Raw genomic sequence first — 19,453 nt, forward strand, 5'->3', positions numbered from 1 at the left:
GTATAGGTTTAATTACAAATCCGTGAAAGCGAGGTCTCACATGCCTAACATATATAATAATTTAACAGAACTCATCGGGAATACGCCGCTGCTTGAGCTCTGGAATTTCAATAAACAACAAGGACTTGAAGCGCGAATTATCGCGAAGCTGGAGTATTTCAACCCTGCGGGAAGCGTGAAGGATCGTATCGGTTATGGCATGCTGAAGGATGCAGAACGCAGAGGGAAGATCAAGCAAGACACGGTGATTATCGAGCCGACGAGTGGGAATACGGGCATTGGTCTCGCTTTTGCAGCGGCTGCACTAGGCTACCGCTTGATTATTGTATTACCGGATTCGTTCAGCGAGGAACGCCGCAAAATCATAAGAGCCCTAGGCGCAGAACTTGTGCTCACGCCAGCTGCTGAAGGTATGCAAGGTGCTATTCGTAAAGCCAAGGAACTAGCTGCTCAGCTGCCAAGTGCCTACATCCCTCAGCAGTTCAGTAATCCAGCTAACCCTGAAATCCATCGTGCGACAACGGCAGAAGAAATTTGGCGAGATACGGGCGGGCAGGTTGATATATTTGTGGCAGGCGTCGGTTCAGGAGGCACGATTACTGGGGTAGGAGAGATTCTGAAGCAGCGCCACTCTGATGTTCAAATTGTAGCCGTGGAGCCTGCGGGCTCCCCTGTGCTGTCCGGCGGCAAGCGAGGTGTGCACCAGATCCAAGGGATCGGTGCTGGTTTTGTGCCGGATAATTTTAACCGAGACATTGTCGATGAAATCCTCTCTGTCAGCAATGAGGCAGCGATGGAGACAGCTCGTCAGTTAGCCAAAAGCGAGGGGCTGCTCGTCGGAATTTCGTCAGGTGCTGCGGCTTATGCCGCCGTTCAACTGGCGAAACGACCTGAGAATAAAGGGAAGACGATCGTCGTTATCCTCCCTGATACAGGTGAGCGATATTTGTCGTCGGCCCTTTTTACAGAGCTTGAATAAGGAGAATAGGAATCCCCAATAGACCGTTAAGGGTAGCGAAATCGCACCTTCGCGGTGAAAATGCCAGCAGGCATCCAATTATCTACTAGTGGCGGCCCTGGCGGCGCGAAGGCAAAGGCTTCCTATACGAACCTGCAGGAATTAGTTGATGATCTAACGGTTTCGAACAACCATCTCATTGAAGCGATGCGTGCTTTGCCTGAAGAGGCTTGGACCGTGCCCGTAGATTCGCCGATGGGGCCTTCGACACCGCTAGAAGCAGTGGGAAGATTGATGTACCACACAGGGATTCATGCAGGTCAAATTTCTTTGATACAGAAGCATTTCGCTGTGAAAGAGGATGTCGTATAAGCTTGTTCCATTAAAAAAGAGACTATGGGCCAGTTCCCATAGTCTCTTTCAGTTCGGGCAGAAGCCCGGTGTTTTGGCGCAGATCAGCTTCACATATTTGGGATCAAGCTTAGCGAGTTCCGTATAATAGCTGCTAACCGCATGATTTCCCGCGAACGACCCCGTTGGAAAGGCGAGCTCAACGCCTCTTTTTACATGGATATAGTGATAGAGATCACCGGTACGAGGCGATTTATACACGAGAGGCGGCAGGAATGGTACCATATCATTGCGATTGTAGACGCGATAATGTGGCCCTGTTTTGAGATTAAATTGCTTGGCGAATGTTGTATTGCCGACTCTTGGTGAACCGAAGGTGTACACAGCAGGATTCTTGAACTTCGTGTTTGTTGCCAAATCAGCAGCACATAGCGTAGAGAGCGAGCCACCGAGACTATGCCCTGTCAGGTAAACTTGTTTGTGTGGGGATAGTTTGCTCATTGATGCTAGAATAGGTTTCCGTGCAGATTCGTAAATATCTAGAAATCCTTGGTGTACAAGACCACCATTTTTGGCATAGGGGAAATCGGTCTGTCTAGCAATAGCATCCGAGATCCAGTCTGATGTGGTGGAGGTTCCTCGAAATACAATCACAATTTGACTGTCGGATTCTGCAATAAAACCAAATAGCTCACGCCCGCCAAAAGCGGCATTTGCTGTGATCGGAGAAACGATGCGATAGGCAGCAGGTAAAATGATAGCTTCAGTTCCTTGTTCCAGTTGGGTATAGCTTTGACCGCACATCGCTGAAAGGCGAATGGCAGTTCGCGTATCCATCGTGTTGCTGAACATGATTCCATGCCTCCACAGCCAGAATAAGATATACCTATTCATATGAAAATAGTGGATACATGTCCTCTGGCAATTGCCTATTTGTGGAGGATTTCAGGTATAATATGTAAAGGAAAGGTGGAGTAGACACATGTTGAAAAGGTTTTTTTCGTACTATCGGCCCTATAAGCACTTATTTATCTTGGATTTTACTTGTGCAGTGGTGGCTGGGTTGTTGGAGCTAGGCTTCCCTCTGGCCGTCAACCAGGTAATTGATAAATTGCTTCCAGCAGGAAATTGGACATGGATTATTTGGGCGTGTATCGGATTGTTGGCCGTCTATGCGCTGAATACACTGCTGAACTTTGTCGTTACCTATTGGGGACATATGCTGGGGATTAACATTGAAACGGATATGCGGAAAAAGCTGTTCACCCATCTGCAGAAACTAAGCTTCCGATTCTATGACAATAACAAAACGGGGCAGCTTATGTCGCGGATGTCGAATGATTTGCTAGAGATCGGCGAAGTTGCGCATCATGGCCCGGAGGATCTGTTCATTGCCGTGATGACACTCATTGGGGCGCTGGTGCTGATGCTGCAAATTAATGTGAAGCTTGCGCTGTTAACATTCGTCATTGTGCCGTTCCTTCTGTGGATTGCGGTGTATTTTAATCAGAAAATGACAAAAACGTTCCGTCGCATGATGGGCGATCTGGCTGATATTAATGCAAGAGTGGAAGACAATATCGGTGGTATTCGTGTGGTACAGGCTTTCGCCAATGAAGCGCATGAGAAGAAATTGTTCGAAGTGAACAATGGCCGATTCCGACTGACGAAGCTGGCTTCTTATAAAATCATGGCGTGGAACATTTCATTAAGCTACATCTTAATGCGTTCCGTGACGGTATTCGTGCTTATCTGTGGAACGTGGTTCGTTATCGACAAGCAGATTACCTATGGGGAGTTCATTGCTTTTGTTCTGTTAACGAACGTATTCTTAGGCCCCATTCAAAAAATCAATAACGTTATTGAAAGCTATCCGAAGGGAATTGCCGGCTTCAAACGCTATGTAGAGGTGATTGACACCGAGCCAGAAGTGGCGAATCATCCGAATGCTCGTAAGGTGGATCACCTTGCAGGTCAGATCAAGTTCGATAGCGTTTCTTTCGGGTACGGGGATGAAGATCGTGTGCTGAACAACATCAACCTGTCGATCAAAGCAGGTGAAACGGTCGCCTTCGTCGGTCCATCCGGCGCAGGCAAAACCACGATCTGCTCCCTGCTGCCGCGCTTTTACGATGTCAGCGAGGGCAGCATCGCCATTGACGGCCTCGATATTCGGAGTATCGAGCTGGAATCGCTGCGCCGCCAAATTGGCATCGTGCAGCAGGATGTGTTCCTGTTCTCCGGCACGATGCGGGAGAACATTGCGTACGGCAAGCTGGGCGCGACGGATGAGGAGATCTGGAATGCTGCGCGTCGCGCGCAGCTGCAGAACTACATTCAGTCCCAGCCGATGGGACTGGATACCGTGATCGGAGAGCGCGGCGTCAAGCTCTCCGGGGGGCAGAAGCAGCGCCTCGCGATCGCGCGCATGTTCTTGAAGAATCCGCCGATTCTCATCTTAGATGAGGCGACATCGGCGCTGGATACCGAGACCGAAGCGGCGATCCAGCAGTCCTTGGCGGAGCTGTCGAAGGGCCGCACGACGCTTGTCATTGCGCATCGACTCGCGACGATCAAGAACGCGGATCGGATTGTCGTCGTAACCGAAGAGGGCATCACCGAGCAAGGCGCGCATGAGGAGCTTATCGCCGTAGGCGGTGTGTACAGCCGCCTGCATCAGGCGCAGTTCAGCTCTTAGGAAGCTTTCGCCTCCCTGATTGTTAGGGAGGCGGAGGCTTTTTTATTTTTCAACAGAATAGACTAGTCCTGTCCAAAACCTTCGTGATAAACTATGACAATACGATGACTATTTTACCTAAGGTAAATAATAAATGAGGTGGCACGGATTGAAGGTAATAGGACGATGGCTGTTGCTGGGTGTGATTACGCTAATCGGAATTTTTTTGCTGAGTAACATTCGGCAGATGTTTCTGTCCGTTCAACCTGATCAGATCAAGGTGGCAGTCAATTCCAGCATAAACATGCAAAAGGTCAGTGAGATGCTGCCAGGCAGTAAGGTTTTGAATGAGAAAACGGGGTTAATCGAGGTTCCCTACGGGAAGTTCTGGGAGTATCAGGGAACGGCTATGACGATCAAAGGTGTTTTACGATCTTCAGTCGTTCCGCTGGAGAAGCCAATCATATCGTGGCGCTATTATGGCTATACCGTCAAAGACCAGCTTAAGGGATTCCTGCATGGTGATTTTGGTAAATATCGAGATCCCTATACACGCAAAGAGGTTGCTGTCACACAAGCCATCCCGAAAATGCTTCTGAAAACCTGCACCTATTTCATACCAGGCTTATTGCTCGCGATTCTACTTAGTATGCTATTTGCGCTGTGGGCTTCGATCTCAAGACGTATTGGCGTTCTGCTAGATGGCCTGCATGCACTGCTAGTGGGTTTGCCGGACTTTTTCTTGATTGTGCTTATTCAATTAGGGGCTATTTACGCAACGAAGCTTCTCGGTCACTATGTGCTGCTGATTGTTCAGGTGGGAGATAGAACTCCTTTCCTCATTCCATTTTTGACAATTGCATTGATTCCGTCCGTGACGATTTATGGGACACTTCGTGTTGCCATTGCGCGGGAGCTGGGGCAGGATTACGTCGTTACCGCCTTGGCCAAAGGATTGACGCGCCGCGAGGTACTCTTCTCCCATGTGCTTCGAAATGTGATGGAGGATGTGTTGGCTATCTTGCCTAGAGCAACGACATTGGCCCTAGCCAGTATGGCTGTCGCCGAAGCTATTTGTGGCATTGGGGGCTTGGGGGGCTTCATCATCTTGCCGATTTATCAGGGAATCACGTCTATGTCTGCAATCTGTGTCGTGCTTGGTATTGTTGCGATGGCTTTCCATGTTCTGTATGCGCTGCTGCGAAAACGTTTCGTGGTACATGCTGAGGAGGTGGCTAGACCATGAGAAAGCGTCCTTCTACTGCTTTTTATATCTCCATCGCTTTCTTGGCGCTTTTCCTGATTGTGATGGTGTTCGGGTCTTGGTTGAAGCCGCATGGGATATCGCCAGAGGACAAGATCAACATGATTCAATATCAAGAAGATGGTAAAACCAGATACGCCATCCCACCGTATGCGCCGAATAGCAACTTCGTGCTCGGTACAGATCATCGTGGCTACGATATGCTCAGCTTGTTATTAAATGGGTTAAAATACACACTAGGTACGGCTCTTGGGTTAACCTTGCTTCGTCTTGCAGTTGCGCTGCCATGGGGATTGTCGAGCGGAATGACGGGCCGAGGGCGCGGCCTTCTCCGGTCCTTGCAGTGGGCAGTTGCGGCGGTGCCGGCCTTCATTTTTCTCTACCCGCCGCTAGCGGGGATGTATTATGGGTTAAGGCTCGATCTCGGGGCCAAGGCGGATCCTCACAATAAGCTATTGTTCAGCATCACCTTTATTACCTTAATTACACTGATCGGTATATTCCCGTTGGCTCATCAGATCGCAGATCGGACACGGTATTATAGTGGCAAAATGTTTATCGAAGCATCCCGACTCATGGGCGGTTCGTTCTGGCATCGGACGCTTCGGCATATTTTCCCCTCGATGCGGAATGAAATGATGTTCATCTTCTTAAGCGAGTTCATGCAAGTGTTGTTCCTGCTGGGGCAGCTGGCTGTATTTAATATCGTACTCGGTGGTACCGAAACGATCGGGGATGAGGAAGCTGGCTTCCAGATTACGATCAGTACCTCCGGTGAATGGCTGTCGCTGATCGCTTACGGCGCACGCTATATTCGATTGCACCCGTGGATTATTCTCAGTGCGGGGACAAGCTTTGCGTTGTTATTCCTTTCTCTGCAATTTTTCTTGAACCAGCTTAAGCGCCGCTACGGCGAGGAGCGCCAGTTGATGTAATAGAGTCGAGCTTTCATCTTATGGATGGGGCTCGGCTTTTTTGTTGCTTGTGGGGGGATTAGCATAAAGAGAACGGAAAAGTTTATTGATATAAAATAAGTGTTACTATGGTATATATTATATGTTATAATAATAAAAAAAGGAGGCGGATAACCATGGAAGACAAACAAGACAAGACGAAGCGACTCTCTGTTTATTTGCCTGAGAAAGTAAAATCCGACCTGGAGCGGATGGCCGAAGACACGGGCCTATCGATGACACAGTTGATCGTTATGGCGACGCAGGGGCTGCTGGCAAATTACGCGGTGCAAGGCGGCGCGATTTTTGCGGATTTGCTTTCGGCGAGACATCGTATCCTTCATGAGGTGAGGGAGAAGCAGACGCTTTTGGACCAAGAAAAACTAAGCATGCAAGCCTATTATGGTGCACGAGCAGAGGAGTATGAACGGATTTATCACCGCGAAGATGCGGGGTACCAAGAAGAACTGAGCGTTCTGTCCGATATGATTAGGAAACAGGTAGTTGGACGCCGTGTGCTGGAAATCGCCTGCGGCACGGGGTATTGGACACACATAGCTTCTGAAACTGCTGCACAGCTTGTTGGCGTGGACATACGTCCTGAAGTGCTGCGCATCGCGGAGTCGAAGACATGGCCCAAGGGGAATGCCACTTTTGTAGAAGGAGATGCTTATAAGCTCTCTGAGGTGCGAGGCGAATTTGATTACGGGCTGGCCAACTTCTGGTTCTCGCATATTCCGCGCAATCGCATCGATAGCTTTTTGCAGGGATTACATGAACGGTTGGGCAGCGGGGCACAGGTGTTTATCGCGGATAATGTGTATGTACCTGGAAGAGGCGGCGAGCTCATCACCCATGCGGATAGTGAGGATACTTACAAAAGGCGTGAGCTCGCCGACGGTTCCAAGCATGACATTCTCAAAAATTATTGGAGCTACGAAGAGTTGAATGATATTTTTCGTCCATTGTCCCAACATTTGCGCATCTTCGTAGGTGGCAGCTTGTGGTACGTAAGTTATACGATCAAATAGACATTTTAGTGCCCTGACGTGAATTTCAACCCAAGCACACCGACTAGGATCAGAACCATGAACAAGATACGAAGCAAACTGATGGGTTCATCGAGAAACATCGTGCCAATGATAATAGCACCAACCGCGCCGATTCCGGTCCAAGCGGCATAGGCTGTTCCGATCGGAAGCGTTTTGGTCGCTACGGCTAAGAAATAGAAGCTAACTATCATGCCAAGGATCGTAACAATGGAGGGGACGAGTCGTGTGAATCCATTGGAAAATTTCAATGAAATCGCCCACACCACCTCAAAAACACCAGCAATGACTAAGTATAACCAGGCCATGTACATACACTCCTTTCAAAGTGGGGATACACGTTGTTTAGTGTGACCAAAAAACAGAGAAAAGCCCGGAAGTAATATCGCTTGCGCGATAAGACTCCCGGGCTTTTCTCCCTCCGTGACCACAGCGTATCCGCTGTGTGTTTTCTCTCGGACCAGCCGGCGACGTACACCGCGGAACCCTAGAAAACGACATGCCGTAATTATAGGATGGGGTAACATGTGATGTCAAGTTACACATTATGGCTAGTTGGGTGTTTTGTTCCTACTCTTCTAGCGGAACGCCGTTTAATGCTAGATGGGCGCGGAACATTTCCATGCTGTCTGGATGCTCTTTCTCAGGCACCCACGTCGTGGAATCCCAAATCTTTGACAGCTTGAGGGCACGGCTGCAATGAATGAAGCATTCTTGCACTTCAACGCCGACAGCGGCGATGGGGGACTTCCCGTTTAACTGCATCGTTGACAATAGCTCCTCATCTTTCGTCAGCCAAGCGCGGCCATTGACGCGAAGCACCACGTCCACGCCAGGAATGATGAATAAGAGACCCACTTGCGGGTTGGTTAACATATTTTGCATCGAGTCCAGTCGACGGTTTCCCAGTCTTTCTGGATAGATAAGGCGATGTTCATCTAGAACGCGTACAAAGCCTGCGCTATCACCGCGAGGTGAAACATCGCATAGTCCATTCGCATGTGAAGTAGATAAGTAGAATAAGGGTGACTTGGCGATGAACGCTCTAGCATGTGCGTCGACTTGGTTGATCACTTTCTTTTGGACTGCTGGATGCGCCTCTCCGATATCTGCGCGAATCTCATCAATGGATTGAATGATGCCGGGGAACGGTGGGGGTGTAAGATCTTGTATGCTGTCCATGTATTCTTATCCTTCCTGGAGGCCGAAGGCCATTATGTATTCATTGTAGTATACGCAGATCTTCTCGCTCAAATGAATGAAGCCCTACAAACTGCTCTTACGAGCAAAGCTTGCAGGGCTTCATTCTGTGCCGAGAATATTACTTGGATTCAGCAGTTAGTTGATTGTAGATATCATCCCATAGAACTCGTCTGGCTGATACATACCGCTTCGCATAATAGGATTCGCTCAACTTATTCTTCACAACACCTTGATTTGTAGCGGAGTGAACGAATTCACCATCTCCAAGGTACATGCCTACATGAGATATGCCGCTGCCATCCGTGTTGAAAAATACAAGATCGCCCTTACGAAGATCCTTTTTGTCAACCCAGTAGCCTTCGCTGTTTTGTGATTTGGAGCTGTGTGGAAGGTCGATGCCGAAACCATTGAACAAGTAGGATGTGAAACCAGAGCAATCAAACCCTTTGGTTGTCGTTCCTGCCCATTTGTAGGGAGTTCCTACGAGATCTTCGACTGCGTTGTCCATAGAGGATGACGCGAAAACGCTTCCTACGCTTACGCTCAAAAACAAAACAAGGCTAAAAACAAGACCAACAACTTTCTTCAACTGCTTGTCTCCTTCCGGTGCCTACGAGGTTAGCTGGAGGGTTCGGTTGAAGGTTCCCTATGATCCCTGTCTTGCAAGATCAATTCACCCGGAGTGGTTCCCCCGTTTCCCCATAAACTGAGGAATTCGGCATGAAATATTTGGTTTTTTGATGCTAGTCCTTTTTATTCGTCATAAAGTTTGAAATTCCTCTTTTATGGTTACATAATAGGCAAAAAAATAAGCGGAATTGTTCGAGGAATAGACAAAAAAAAGGCCCCCTTCTCAAAGAGAGGGGGGGAATATTTGCCTATTGGCTGTTTCTTTGAATATTAATTGGATATTTTGGCAGAAAGCAGTTGATATTGAGAAGAAATCCCCCAAATCTGGATGAAAATGTGGAATAGGGGATATAGCTGATAAATGACTAGTGCTAGCAGTCCAGCCCATATGTAGGTAGCTGTGACAGTTACCCCTGCTAAAAGTCCTGTTATTACTAACAGAATAATGGCCAGTCCGACAATCGACAGTGAATGTCGAAAAAAGGAGATAACCGTAGATAGGATGCCTAGATTCGCCGCGATGGCGAATTGTACATACATAAAGAGAAGCTGTAAGACAAATCCGTAGACCAAGAGACTAAGTATCCAAGGCAGAAGTTTGATAATTACTTGCTCATAGGATCCGCTATGCGCGAGAATATATGAGGCTTTCGGTAGCAGCCAGATGAGCGGAAACAGGGTAAGTGCAATCCGGACGAGATACACGAGCAGAAACGGTAACATAAGTTTTTTCATCCCGCGAAAGAACCGATAGCCTGCATTCTGATGAGGGTGCGTAAGTGAGTAGTATACACCGCCATTTAGGAGTGGCGTCATCAGCATGCGAGCACACAAGAGAACAGCTAGCCACCATAAATAGGAATAGCTAAGATCGGTTTTTATTAACTGAAACTGGCCTTCAGCTAGGAAGATTTGCAATGCCTGTTTAGGCTGCTCGGCGCCAGGGAAACGATGCATGAGGGGGACAAGTATGCCCTGAACGAGTTTATACAGGAGAATACCCCAGCCCATCTGATATAGGAACAAAATGATTGTGGCAAATGGCTGTGCCATAGTTGCCCTGAAACCTGATTTGATATAGGTGGCCAACGAGGTCCCTCCTTAACGTTTTCTTTAGAAAACTAGCATCATAAGCATACCCTCAGCGTTTGTCATGAGACGTAAGCCAAGTCCTTACCAGGCGACCGAGCCGAAGACGGCTTGAAGGAACTGAATAATGCCGAGATTCCATCGAATTTGCCACTTTGTATCTAATTGGGTTTGGTAAAAGTTATTGATATGCTTATTCTCAAGAATAAGTGTGTATTTCGGATCAATACGCACCCAGTCGACAGGAGAGGCATGTGTTAATTTGAACTCAATACTGCCTTCTTTGCCATCCCATGTTTTATCTAATGTTGTCCCATCTGCGAAGTGGAACTGGATGGGTACTTCCGGTGAATTGCCACCAAGTTTAACGATGCGGACTGTGCTTTCGTAAGTCTCGGCACCTTTAACGCCCTGAGGCTGGACGTGAACACTCTCGACAGAATAGTCCATCATCATCTCACCATAGACATACTGATTGAAGAAATCGTCCCACTTTGTTTTGCTGACATCCTCTACCACTTGCTGGAAGTCCTTCGTAGAAGGGTGCTTAAACTGCCACCGCGCGAAATAGGTTTGCATGATACGGTCCATCATTTTGGTGCCGACCTGTTGCTCAATCGCTTTCAGTACTAGCTTGCCACGCGTGTACACATTTTCAGCATACTGGTCATGGCCTTTGTAAGCCCATGCTTCCTTCTGCAACCCATTAGGAGAGGTTATATAGCTGGATTCGACAGGTAAATTAGGCACCTCGCCATATTCGGCTTCCATGACCTTATCCTCTGCGTAAGAGGTAAAGCCTTCATCCAGCCAGGCTTCTTCGAATTCGTTGCTGGCGACGAGCCCGTAGAAAAATTGGTGGCCGATTTCATGCACGACGACACGTTCTAGTTCTAAGTCGGGATCCTTGTCACTAGCCCCCCAAGCCGTAACTAAAGTCGGGTATTCCATGCCGCCCGCGCCATTTCCACCTGGAGGCGGTACCACAATAGAAAGGGTAGAGTAAGGGTACGTTCCGTACCACTGACTATAACGGGAGAGTGCTTTTTTGGCCGCATACATATAACGGTCCTTTAAATCTTGATGATTGGGATCGAGATACAGTTTAATTTTGACACCAGGAACTTGTGGAGCAGAGAATGATTGTTCGGCATAGACGAAATGAGGCGAAGCCGACCAAGCGAAGTCATGGACATCCTCGGCGTAGAATTGATAGGTTTTCGTTCCTTTTTCCGTCACAGCGGGCTTCACAGGATGCCCAGTAGCAGCCACAATATAATTGGCGGGTACTTGAATTTTCACATCATACATACCAAAATCCGCATAGAACTCAGAGTTGCCATGATATTGATGGAGATTCCAGCCAGCCTCAGTACGGCCTCTGGTACCCTTGCGTTCATAGGCGGCAACCTTCGGAAACCATTGACCAGCCATAACAAAGTCATCAACGTAGCCCATTCTGGCAAAGGCTGCAGGTAACTTAACGAGGAATTCGGTTTTCACGGTGACTGTTTCGCCAGGTCCCACTGGTTTAGATAATGGGATTTTGAGCAGCGTATGGTCGTCCTTATTGCCGTCATCCGGCTGTACAAAAGCCATCCGCTTAGTAAGATCATCACCCGTATCCGATTTCACGGATAGCAGTTCCATACTTCCGCCACTATCTGCCTTCGCTTCATCGTCCCGCAGCTTCCCGCCGGATTCGCGCATGAATGTCGTTTTCTTCGATGCGAAAGCATTCGGATAAAGGTGGAAATACAATTCTTGTACAGGCACATTGCCTGGATTTTCCCACGTGAGCGTTTGTTGTCCTTGGAGCTGCCTCGTTTCTGGTGTGTACGCAACGTTCATGTGATATTCAGCAATACGATAACTAAGTGGTGTTGAGGTTTCTAACGGTTTGCCATTATCTGCAGGCTGCATGTCCGGTGTCTTCGCAATAGGTACCTCTTTAGAGACGACAGGAACAGTCCCTCTTGATGTGGAGGGGAGCAAGGTGTTCGTTATTAACACTGCGCCGGCAGCAAGGAGCATGACAGCAAACCACTGTACCTTGCGACTATTGAATAGAGCATTCATATCCATGAGATTCACCCCGCCTAAACAAGCATCTACAGCATGTATATGTAGACAACCTAGGGAATATTTCTGCGAGGTGAAAGAAATGTTAGAAAGGGCCATGCCATACTCCGCCCCTTGTTCTAAGAGATGACTTTCGCTACAATGAAAGCAAGTCGTTATTTTAACTTTATGTAGAGTGGAAGGTGCCCTTATGGAAGCGGATAAGAAGAAGCTGGCCTTAAATATAGTAAGTTCAAAAGTGAATCACAAAGGCTTCGGTGCAGGAGCCATTGATCTAAGCAACGTCTCCGGTATCATTATTGATGGGGATGAGGCTTATCTGGATGAAGGAACCCTGCATGCCAAGAGTAAGATTGAGAAAGGGATTAAATTCTCCACGAACAAAGAGGATGTTCCGAATGGCCGTAAAGCGTGGATCGTGTGGGTAGCAGTTGATCGCACAGAAGAAGGTGCCTACTACGCGGGAATGTCTGCTTGCGAGATGTTGATCGATACGGAAGCTCGCCGCGGATGGAAGATTCTTGCGGAGCACGTGAACAAAATGGATGGCGCTATGAAACGTAAATTTATCCTAGAAGGATTGTCAGACAACGAGCGCGCAGCGCTTCGCAATAGACTAATTGAGCATAACGAAGACTGGTGGAATCGCTCAGATCAGAGCCTCAAGGACGCGCTCTCCTAAGCTTTCTGTAGCCAATCTGGAGAATATGAACATTATGTGTCATCCATTGTTACACAATGTCGAAGCGGGTATACTAGACCCTAGTGTATGTTACCCTCATATACTAGGACAGCAAAAAGGCAGGACTAAGACGCGCTTAGTACTGCCTTTTTGTGTTTTCATTGAGGTGTAAATTAGTCATTCCACCAACGTTTGAGATCGTTCCACCAAGAGCCGTTAGCGCCTTTGGAACCATCTTTTTGACCACCCGCCGCATCTGGCTTTGCAGGCTTGCCTGTACAATAAGTCGTAGGCTCCGTACCAGCGAGGAAAGCTTCCACCTTGGCGTTCGGGCAGTCTTCATTGGACAATTTGCCGCTCACAGGATCAATGTAAACCGTCGATACACCCTCAGGAATCGGGAACAGCTTGGGCGGAATAGCATCCAAGGTCTGTTCGGTGAAATCCGCAAAGATCGGCGAGGCGAGGTGTGATTCCACCGTTGAAATATCTCGGCTCTTATCATAGCCCACCCATACCGCAGTAGACAGCTCGGGCGTGAAGCCGACGAGCCAAGCATCCGTATCGGTCGTGCCCGTTTTGCCTGCAATCGGCCGCTTGATTGTACTTGCAACACGATTGCCCGTACCGCCCTCTTCGAACACACTCTCCATTAAGTTGGTCATCACATACGCAACCGCAGGGGGAATCACTTGCTCCTCCGCAGGTGTCGCTTCATACAAAATACGTCCGTTCGCATCCTCAATACGTAGAATAGCTGTAGGCTCATGGTGTAACCCTTGATTTGCAATGGAAGAAAAGGCAGACGCCATTTCCAATGGACTCACGGGGAAGGAACCAAGAGCAAGGGAAGGCAGCGGCTTCATTGGCGAAGCAATGCCCAGCTTACGGGCGAAGTCGATAACTTTCTGCGGCCCTACCTGGAGAATCGTGTGCACGGCATAGATGTTGTCCGATTTTGAAATCGCCTGACGCATATCGATATTCCCATTGGTATACTGGTCATTAAAGTTTCGTGGCGTGTATTGCTGCCGCCCTTCATCATAGGTAAACACCGTCGGTTCACTTTTGACCATGGAGACGGGTGTAAAGCCATTCATAAGGGCAACCATATAGACGAAAGGTTTAAAAGATGACCCCGGCTGTCGCGTGTTCGATAACGCACGGTTGAATTGATTCTCGGTGTAGTCGCGTCCGCCGACCATAGCTTTGATCTCGCCTGTCCGTGGGTCAACCGCGACTAGAGCTGCCTGAAGATCGGGCTTGCCATCGAGCTGCTTCGTGATGACATTCTCAGCAATTTGCTGGGCATTCTTATCCAGTGTGGTATAGATACGGATGCCGCCCTCATCGAATTGTTCTTCCGTAATGCCAAGCTTCTCCGTCGCGAGGTTGCGTACATAATCCCTAAAATAGGGCGCTGCAGAAGGCTTCTTTTTGGTAAGAGGCTGAATCGTCAGCTTCTCTTTGGCTGCGGCGTCAGCGGCGCTTTGAGTAATGAAGCCGCTGTTTACCATCGTCTGAAGGACGATCTTTTGCCGATCCATGGCATTTTGCAGATCATAATAAGGGGAATAGTAACGCGGTCCTTTCGGAACCCCGGCAATCATGGCGCTTTCAGCTAAAGTTAGCTCACTGGCATGCTTGCCGAAGAATAGCTCAGATGCGGTCTCAATCCCATAAGTGGAGTGCCCATAATAGATTTGATTCAAATAGTCAGCCAGTATATCGTCTTTGCTCAGTTGCATTTCCATTTGAACGGCATATACGGTTTCTTTGATTTTACGCGTCCACGTACGATCGTGCGTTAAGTATAAATTCCGGGCTAACTGCTGTGTGATCGTGCCAGCACCTTGCACCTTGGCCATGGCTTGGACATTCACAATGGCTGCGCGTGCTACCGCTTTGACATCGACACCGAAATGTTTATAAAATTGTTGATCCTCCACAGCGAGCGTAGCATGTATCAAGTAAGGCGAGATGTCATTTAAGGAAACGACCTGCCGATTTTGGCCAGAATAAAAGGTGTCAATTACTTCGCCATGGACATCATACATTTGAGAGGTTTGCATCGTTTTGGTGACGGGCAGTGTTTGGGACCGCAAATAGACCAGGAAAACGGCTGCCCCAATGAGTAACAGCAGGCTGCAGGTGAAGAAGAAGGAGAATGTCTTCTTGATTCGCCGCATCCACCGCATAGAAGCAGGAATATCATCTTTTTGTCTAGCGGGTTGTGTTTCGGATGGTTGTTGGCGAGGTTTCTCGTTCTCGGACATATGCTATGCCTCCTTTCTCTGTGCCCAAAGGCGCTACTATCCAGTATGGAAAAGCATGGCAGTCCGTATTCAATGAATTGTAAATATTTTTTGTTTAATGGGCAAAAAGGGAAGGAAATTATTGCATTTTGGGGGTAATGAACTATAATACAATTTGTGCATGTCAAAGGACTGGAAATTAACGTCCGAAATCGTATGACTTTTTGGGCTGGTGGAACACTGTTAGAGATGACAAATATCAGGAATTATTCATCCAAATATAGAAACGAAAGAAGGGTTATTCATGGAATTATGGTACACGGAGAAACAAACGGATAGCTTCGGGATCACGGCGAAGGTTACAGAAACATACGTAAGAGAGCAAACAGATTTTCAAGATCTATCCATGATCGAAACCGAAGAGTGGGGCACAATGCTTACACTCGATGGTATGGTTATGACAACGGTTAAAGACGAGTTCGTCTATCATGAAATGGTTGCTCACCCAGCGCTTGTTACTCACCCGAACCCAGAGTACGTACTTGTTGTAGGTGGCGGAGATGGCGGCGTTATTCGTGAGATCATGAAGCACCCGAAAGTGAAAAAAGCAGTTCTTGTTGATATCGATGGTAAAGTTATCGAGTACTCCAAGAAGTATCTGCCAACGATCGCTGGCGAATTGGACAACCCACGCGTTGAAGTTATCGTTAACGATGGCTACATGCACATTCACGATCACAAAAATACGTACGATGTTATCATGGTTGATTCCACGGAACCTGTAGGTCCAGCTGTGGAGCTATTCTCCAAAGGCTTCTACCAAGGTATTTTTGATGCGCTAAAAGAAGACGGGATCTTCGTTGCTCAAACCGATAACCCATGGTTCAAAGCGGATTTGATCCAAACGGTTAATCGCGACGTGAAAGAAATCTTCCCTATCGTTCGTGTGTACAGTGCGAATATCCCTACATATCCAAGTGGTCTGTGGACATTCACAATGGGCAGCAAAAAGCACGATCCACTGCAAGTGGAAGAATCAGCAATCCCAGAATTCCCAACGAAATACTACACACCTCGCTTGCACAAAGCAGCGTTCGTATTGCCTAAATTTGTTGAAGATTTAATTAAATAAGCTGCGGAATTGCGGTTAATAGGATTTGATAGAGAGGGAGTCGACTATTCGGCTTCCTTTTTTGCGTTTTGGCCACGGGTCCGTCAACCGCCAATCCGACCCAACTCGCTTACGTTAATCTCCCATAAACAAATTTCAATCACTGCCATACAGCTGTCAGTAGCTCCTAGCTATACTATAAACACAAGGACAGGACATGAATCGCACTAGCACCAGCACGAGCATCAAGCTCCAGCGAGCCTGTACCACCATTCCTAGGAGGTTTTATATATGTTTACGACAATTGAAAGCTTTATCAGCGAATACCAAATGGAGTCCGCCAAAACTCAGCAGCTATTAGATACGTTAACGGATGAATCCCTCAAACAAACACAAGCGGATGGCTACCGTCCACTAGGTTATATTGCTTGGCATCTTGTGCATGCGGAACGCGGCATGTTGTACGGAACTGGGTTAGCCTTCGAGTCAGCACCCCTTGTAAGCGAGCCGCCTGCGCAAGCTGATATGATTGCTGATGCCTTCAGATCAACAACAGAGAATATCCTAAGCGCGGTCAGGACGCAACTGACGGATGAGAAACTGCAGGATGTTGTTCCGATGTTTGGACAATCGTGGACGATCAGCTATACCTTATATAGTTACTTCAAACATGAAATTCACCATCGCGGCCAGTTGACGATCCTGATGCGTCAAGCAGGCTTGCCGGTGATCGGTGCCTATGGCCCGTCGAAAGAGGAATGGGTCGCTTTTGGGCGACCAGCCCCAGCAATTTAGATGTGATAGAAGCCTCTACCTCCGTTACCTAACGGATGTGGGGGCTTTTTCATCCCCTTTTGCCGCCACAGAAACAAGCCCAACCCATCCTCCTGAGCCCCTATCCATTGAATTTACTTATCCTTTCATATAAACTATTACCTAACATGTCTACGTTCGGATATCCAATGTCCGGATATAGCAGAAGAAGAGGGGATTATCGAATCATGACGGATAAGCAGCGGGTGCGGATTCGAATTGAGAGTCGAAGCGGGAGCGAAACTACCGTGCAGAAAGCGCGCGGTGATCTGTACCGCAAAGGCGATCATACCTATATCCGCTACGAAGAAGAGCAGAATGAGCTTGGACGGACCGTGACGATCATTAAGCTCGAAGACAATCAGATCCGTATTCTTCGTCAAGGCGATGTACAAGCGGAGCAGACCTTCGTTCCCGGAGAGAAGCGGACGGGCTATTATCACACACCACAGCTCCGAATGGAACTGGAAATGGAGACACATCAGCTATCCTCGGAAGCCATCCATGGGATTGGAATTACGAGATGGAGCTATGATCTATATGCATCAGGCACGCATGCGGGGGCCTATCGAATCAAGTTGTTAATTCAGGAGGAGTAAGACGAAATGGATGTTCTTAACGAAGTGAAAGCAAACGTGAAGCAAGCGATCAAAGAAGCGGTTATTGCCGCAGGTATCGTCGAAGAGGCGCAGCTGCCAGAAATTATTCTCGAAGTGCCGAAAGAGAAAACGCATGGTGACTTCGCGACGAATGTGGCGATGCAGCTGACGCGCATAGCGAAGCAGAATCCTAGACAAATTGCTGAGCAAATCATCGCCAACCTGAACAAGGATGCAGCGAGTATTGCGCAAGCGGAAATTGCAGGCCCGGGTTTTATCAATTTTAAAATGAATCAAGTCTACCTCTATCCGGTGATCGCCGATGTAGCTAAGCTGGGTGACCGTTATGGCGAATCTAACGTGGGTCAAGGTCTCAAAGTGCAAGTAGAGTTCGTTAGCGCGAATCCTACAGGTTCCCTCCACTTGGGTCACGCGCGTGGCGCAGCGGTTGGTGATGTGCTTTGCAACGTGTTGGATCTTGCGGGCTATGATGTTTCTCGTGAGTACTACATTAATGATGCGGGTAATCAGGTAATCAACTTGGCCAAATCCATCGAGGCACGCTATTTGCAAGCGCTTGGTCAGGATGCGGAAATGCCAGAGGATGGCTATTTTGGTGAAGATATTAAGGGCTTCGCAACGGATCTTGCGGCTGCTGAGGGAGATCGTCTGCTTAGCTTGTCGGACGAAGAGCGTCGTACCTACTTCCGTACTTACGGACTTGAGAAAGAACTCGACAAAATCAAACGCGACTTGGGTCGCTTTGGTGTTCATTTCGACAACTGGTTCTCCGAAACGTCGATTTATGACAATAACTTTATCCCACCTGTGCTTCAGGAGCTTCGCGATAATGGGCATATCTATGAAGAAGATGGCGCAACTTGGTTGAACACGACACCGCTGGGTGATGACAAGAACCGTGTTTTGATCAAAAACGACGGGTCCTTCACCTACCTAACGCCTGATATTGCTTATCACCGCAACAAATTTGGACGCGGCTATGACCGCTTAATTAATATTTGGGGCGCTGACCACCACGGCTACATCCCACGGATGAAAGCAGCCATGACAGCCCTAGGCTTTGAAGCAGATCGACTTGTCGTGCTGATCGCCCAAATGGTGAGCTTATTCCAGAATGGCGAAAAGGTAAAAATGTCCAAGCGTACCGGCAAAGCCGTTACGATGGAGGACTTGATGGACGAAGTCGGTGTAGATCCGATTCGTTATTTCTTCGCGATGCGGAGCATGGATTCGCATCTTGACTTCGACATGGACTTGGCGGTTTCCCAGTCCAATGAGAACCCTGTGTTCTATGTGCAATACGCCCATGCACGGATTTGCAGCATCTTCCGTCAGGCGGAAGAGCAGAATATCGCAGTGCTGCCGCTGGAGCAGGTTGACCTGTCCCAGCTCACCTCGGAAGCCGAGTTCGACTTGCTGCGCAAGATCGGCGAGCTTCCGGAAGAGATCGCCATTGCGGCTGAGCAGTACACGCCGCACCGCATGATCCGCTATGTCTACGAACTGGCAAGCCAGTTCCATAGCTACTATAGAGGCCACTACGTCATCACAGATGACGCAGCCTTAACCCAGGCCCGCCTCGCGCTGCTCGGCGCGTTGCGCACGACCCTAGCCAACACGCTTCGCGTGGTTGGCGTATCTGCCCCTGAGCGGATGTAATCCCCGCTCAACGAGAATAAGCTCCCTTGACCATAGGTCAGAGGGAGCTTATTCTTT

At 48.3% G+C, this 19,453-nt stretch carries 18 protein-coding genes and 2 riboswitches; of the genes, 11 read left to right on the forward strand and 7 right to left on the reverse strand.

Annotated features, from left to right (window positions below; translation table 11 throughout):
• Positions 1–40 precede the first annotated feature (40 nt).
• Together cysK and J2736_RS28000 are read left to right on the forward strand one after the other, a co-directional pair.
• The gene (gene cysK / locus J2736_RS27995) at positions 41–979 is read left to right on the forward strand and encodes a cysteine synthase A (protein ID WP_310501875.1); all 939 of its coding nucleotides are present in this window, start codon (positions 41–43) and stop codon (positions 977–979) included.
• A 60-nt stretch (positions 980–1,039) separates the two neighbouring features.
• The gene (locus J2736_RS28000; RefSeq protein WP_310501876.1) at positions 1,040–1,330 is read left to right on the forward strand and encodes a DinB family protein; all 291 of its coding nucleotides are present in this window, start codon (positions 1,040–1,042) and stop codon (positions 1,328–1,330) included.
• 48 nt (positions 1,331–1,378) lie between these two features.
• Here J2736_RS28000 and J2736_RS28005 read toward each other — a convergent pair whose 3' ends face one another.
• Positions 1,379–2,161, reverse strand: a complete 783-nt coding sequence (locus J2736_RS28005) for a lipase family protein (protein ID WP_310501877.1) — start codon at positions 2,159–2,161, stop codon at positions 1,379–1,381.
• Positions 2,162–2,291: 130 nt separating this feature from the next.
• On the opposite strand from J2736_RS28005, the gene J2736_RS28010 reads away from it, so the two are divergent.
• From J2736_RS28010 to J2736_RS28025, 4 genes are all read left to right on the forward strand, one after another.
• Positions 2,292–4,007 (forward strand): ABC transporter ATP-binding protein, encoded by a 1,716-nt coding sequence (locus J2736_RS28010; protein WP_310501878.1) that lies wholly within the window; start codon positions 2,292–2,294, stop codon positions 4,005–4,007.
• Between the two features lie 148 nt (positions 4,008–4,155).
• Entirely contained in the window at positions 4,156–5,232 is a 1,077-nt protein-coding gene (locus J2736_RS28015; protein ID WP_310501879.1) for an ABC transporter permease subunit, read from the forward strand.
• Positions 5,229–6,185 carry an ABC transporter permease subunit gene (locus J2736_RS28020; protein WP_310501880.1) on the forward strand — a complete coding sequence of 319 codons (957 nt, stop codon included), beginning with the start codon at positions 5,229–5,231 and terminating at the stop codon, positions 6,183–6,185. The genes J2736_RS28015 and J2736_RS28020 overlap by 4 nt, the downstream gene beginning before the upstream one ends.
• Positions 6,186–6,340: 155 nt before the next feature.
• Positions 6,341–7,234 (forward strand): methyltransferase domain-containing protein, encoded by an 894-nt coding sequence (locus tag J2736_RS28025; protein ID WP_310501881.1) that lies wholly within the window; start codon positions 6,341–6,343, stop codon positions 7,232–7,234.
• Between the two features lie 5 nt (positions 7,235–7,239).
• Here the strand turns inward: J2736_RS28025 and sugE are convergent, their stop codons facing one another.
• The 5 genes from sugE to J2736_RS28050 form a co-directional block, all read right to left on the reverse strand.
• Positions 7,240–7,560: a quaternary ammonium compound efflux SMR transporter SugE gene (sugE, locus tag J2736_RS28030; RefSeq protein ID WP_310501882.1), complete on the reverse strand. Its 321-nt coding sequence runs from the start codon at positions 7,558–7,560 to the stop codon at positions 7,240–7,242.
• Positions 7,561–7,652: 92 nt separating this feature from the next.
• Positions 7,653–7,754: riboswitch (guanidine-I (ykkC/yxkD leader) on the reverse strand.
• A gap of 68 nt (positions 7,755–7,822) precedes the next feature.
• The gene (locus tag J2736_RS28035) at positions 7,823–8,434 is read right to left on the reverse strand and encodes an MSMEG_1061 family FMN-dependent PPOX-type flavoprotein (RefSeq protein ID WP_310501883.1); all 612 of its coding nucleotides are present in this window, start codon (positions 8,432–8,434) and stop codon (positions 7,823–7,825) included.
• 139 nt (positions 8,435–8,573) lie between these two features.
• Complete coding sequence (locus J2736_RS28040) at positions 8,574–9,044, reverse strand: C40 family peptidase (RefSeq protein ID WP_310501884.1); 471 nt, start codon at positions 9,042–9,044, stop codon at positions 8,574–8,576.
• Positions 9,045–9,047: 3 nt separating this feature from the next.
• Positions 9,048–9,186, reverse strand: a riboswitch (cyclic di-AMP (ydaO/yuaA leader).
• A 169-nt stretch (positions 9,187–9,355) separates the two neighbouring features.
• On the reverse strand, positions 9,356–10,174 hold the full coding sequence (locus J2736_RS28045; RefSeq protein WP_310501885.1) for a hypothetical protein: 819 nt from the start codon (positions 10,172–10,174) through the stop codon (positions 9,356–9,358).
• Between the two features lie 84 nt (positions 10,175–10,258).
• Positions 10,259–12,253 carry a M1 family metallopeptidase gene (locus tag J2736_RS28050; RefSeq protein ID WP_310501907.1) on the reverse strand — a complete coding sequence of 665 codons (1,995 nt, stop codon included), beginning with the start codon at positions 12,251–12,253 and terminating at the stop codon, positions 10,259–10,261.
• A gap of 193 nt (positions 12,254–12,446) precedes the next feature.
• On the opposite strand from J2736_RS28050, the gene J2736_RS28055 reads away from it, so the two are divergent.
• Entirely contained in the window at positions 12,447–12,938 is a 492-nt protein-coding gene (locus tag J2736_RS28055; protein WP_310501886.1) for a YwhD family protein, read from the forward strand.
• A 173-nt stretch (positions 12,939–13,111) separates the two neighbouring features.
• Here J2736_RS28055 and J2736_RS28060 read toward each other — a convergent pair whose 3' ends face one another.
• A complete protein-coding gene (locus J2736_RS28060) occupies positions 13,112–15,214 on the reverse strand; it encodes a transglycosylase domain-containing protein (protein ID WP_397341783.1) in 2,103 nt (700 codons plus the stop codon).
• A 283-nt stretch (positions 15,215–15,497) separates the two neighbouring features.
• Between J2736_RS28060 and speE the strand changes: the two genes are divergently transcribed.
• From speE to argS, 4 genes are all read left to right on the forward strand, one after another.
• Complete coding sequence (speE, locus tag J2736_RS28065; protein WP_057311106.1) at positions 15,498–16,325, forward strand: polyamine aminopropyltransferase; 828 nt, start codon at positions 15,498–15,500, stop codon at positions 16,323–16,325.
• A 270-nt stretch (positions 16,326–16,595) separates the two neighbouring features.
• Positions 16,596–17,099 (forward strand): DinB family protein, encoded by a 504-nt coding sequence (locus J2736_RS28070; protein ID WP_310501887.1) that lies wholly within the window; start codon positions 16,596–16,598, stop codon positions 17,097–17,099.
• Between the two features lie 206 nt (positions 17,100–17,305).
• The gene (locus J2736_RS28075; protein WP_310501888.1) at positions 17,306–17,716 is read left to right on the forward strand and encodes a YwiB family protein; all 411 of its coding nucleotides are present in this window, start codon (positions 17,306–17,308) and stop codon (positions 17,714–17,716) included.
• 6 nt (positions 17,717–17,722) lie between these two features.
• The gene (argS, locus tag J2736_RS28080; protein WP_310501889.1) at positions 17,723–19,396 is read left to right on the forward strand and encodes an arginine--tRNA ligase; all 1,674 of its coding nucleotides are present in this window, start codon (positions 17,723–17,725) and stop codon (positions 19,394–19,396) included.
• The last annotated feature ends 57 nt before the right edge of the window (positions 19,397–19,453 follow it).

The sequence above is a fragment of the Paenibacillus qinlingensis genome (assembly GCF_031455095.1).
In the GTDB taxonomy this organism is placed as follows: Bacteria; Bacillota; Bacilli; order Paenibacillales; family NBRC-103111; genus Paenibacillus_E; species Paenibacillus_E qinlingensis_A.

Excerpts from the sequence above, each read along its gene's own strand:
- J2736_RS28005 (WP_310501877.1), bottom strand. The coding sequence starts at position 2,161 with ATGTTCAGCAACACGATGGATACGCGAACTGCCATTCGCCTTTCAGCG.
- sugE (WP_310501882.1), bottom strand. The coding sequence starts at position 7,560 with ATGGCCTGGTTATACTTAGTCATTGCTGGTGTTTTTGAGGTGGTGTGG.
- speE (WP_057311106.1), top strand. The coding sequence starts at position 15,498 with ATGGAATTATGGTACACGGAGAAACAAACGGATAGCTTCGGGATCACG.
- argS (WP_310501889.1), top strand. The coding sequence starts at position 17,723 with ATGGATGTTCTTAACGAAGTGAAAGCAAACGTGAAGCAAGCGATCAAA.
- J2736_RS28035 (WP_310501883.1), bottom strand. The coding sequence starts at position 8,434 with ATGGACAGCATACAAGATCTTACACCCCCACCGTTCCCCGGCATCATT.
- J2736_RS28070 (WP_310501887.1), top strand. The coding sequence starts at position 16,596 with ATGTTTACGACAATTGAAAGCTTTATCAGCGAATACCAAATGGAGTCC.
- J2736_RS28000 (WP_310501876.1), top strand. The coding sequence starts at position 1,040 with ATGCCAGCAGGCATCCAATTATCTACTAGTGGCGGCCCTGGCGGCGCG.
- J2736_RS28025 (WP_310501881.1), top strand. The coding sequence starts at position 6,341 with ATGGAAGACAAACAAGACAAGACGAAGCGACTCTCTGTTTATTTGCCT.
- J2736_RS28020 (WP_310501880.1), top strand. The coding sequence starts at position 5,229 with ATGAGAAAGCGTCCTTCTACTGCTTTTTATATCTCCATCGCTTTCTTG.
- J2736_RS28010 (WP_310501878.1), top strand. The coding sequence starts at position 2,292 with ATGTTGAAAAGGTTTTTTTCGTACTATCGGCCCTATAAGCACTTATTT.
- J2736_RS28055 (WP_310501886.1), top strand. The coding sequence starts at position 12,447 with ATGGAAGCGGATAAGAAGAAGCTGGCCTTAAATATAGTAAGTTCAAAA.
- J2736_RS28050 (WP_310501907.1), bottom strand. The coding sequence starts at position 12,253 with ATGAATGCTCTATTCAATAGTCGCAAGGTACAGTGGTTTGCTGTCATG.
- cysK (WP_310501875.1), top strand. The coding sequence starts at position 41 with ATGCCTAACATATATAATAATTTAACAGAACTCATCGGGAATACGCCG.
- J2736_RS28075 (WP_310501888.1), top strand. The coding sequence starts at position 17,306 with ATGACGGATAAGCAGCGGGTGCGGATTCGAATTGAGAGTCGAAGCGGG.
- J2736_RS28060 (WP_397341783.1), bottom strand. The coding sequence starts at position 15,214 with ATGTCCGAGAACGAGAAACCTCGCCAACAACCATCCGAAACACAACCC.